Origin of the sequence: Agrobacterium sp. MCAB5, from assembly GCF_052114365.1 — a bacterium.
Taxonomy (GTDB): Bacteria; Pseudomonadota; Alphaproteobacteria; order Rhizobiales; family Rhizobiaceae; genus Agrobacterium; species Agrobacterium tumefaciens.
In genome coordinates this window covers 1-708 of the sequence record NZ_JBFREP010000095.1, presented here as the reverse complement: position 1 = coordinate 708, position 708 = coordinate 1, and the positions used below count along the sequence as shown (strand labels likewise).

2 protein-coding genes are annotated in these 708 nt (G+C 54.4%); both read right to left on the bottom strand.

The features are described 5' to 3' along the window. Positions 1-198 (bottom strand): hypothetical protein (locus AB4Z23_RS27510; RefSeq protein WP_441361190.1); only part of this gene is annotated, 198 nt, incomplete at its 3' end. Positions 199-326: 128 nt separating this feature from the next. After that, complete coding sequence (locus tag AB4Z23_RS27505) at positions 327-578, bottom strand: hypothetical protein (RefSeq protein ID WP_441361189.1); 252 nt, start codon at positions 576-578, stop codon at positions 327-329. Between the last annotated feature and the right edge of the window lie 130 nt (positions 579-708).

Here is a 708-nt window from a genome sequence, read left to right as displayed (position 1 = left end):
GTCCAGAAGAAAGCGACGCAGGTCTTCGCCGAATTTCGCCTTTTCATTGATTCCGGCGGCTTCCATAAAAACCTGTCCTGAAGGGAACATCGTTTTCGCGATTGTCATCACGGCATCGCGCCTGGCGGACAGCTTGTCTTCATTGGCAGTGAAATCTGCGCACAAATCGACGATTCGTTGCGTTACAGCCTTGGCCAATACCGTCTCCCTCATCTGGCGGCAGTCACGAACTGGCTGACCGTCAGATCTGCGGCGTGGACAGTCGTTGACAAGATCGGCCACATCAAAATCAAAAAAGTGATTGTGTTCCTCAAGCCTGTTTCTCCTTAACTTGTCGGCCTGCCAACGGCATTGTATGGCGCAGGCCCGAGCGTTTCAGCGAAATCGCCCTGGTAACGATGCTGACCCATGTGCGACAGCTTTGCGGTCACATCGACATGCAGCTTGCCTCCAAAATCTCTCCATCGTCGGCAAAAAGCGTAGTCCTTGGAGAGAAAACGGCGGGCCCCCGGCTCGATCATCGTGTCGAAGAGCCCGCGCAGGCTTGTCGAGCGTCCGAAATACCCGTTTTTGCACATCGATTATGGAACTGCTCCAGTCTCATCCAGGCGTATTCGCATCGCTCATGTTCGCGATTTCCGTCACCAGTCGGAGAATAGATCGACGCTTGTCGCGGTCCCGGATCTGCATAAACGCCCGATTGAGGTC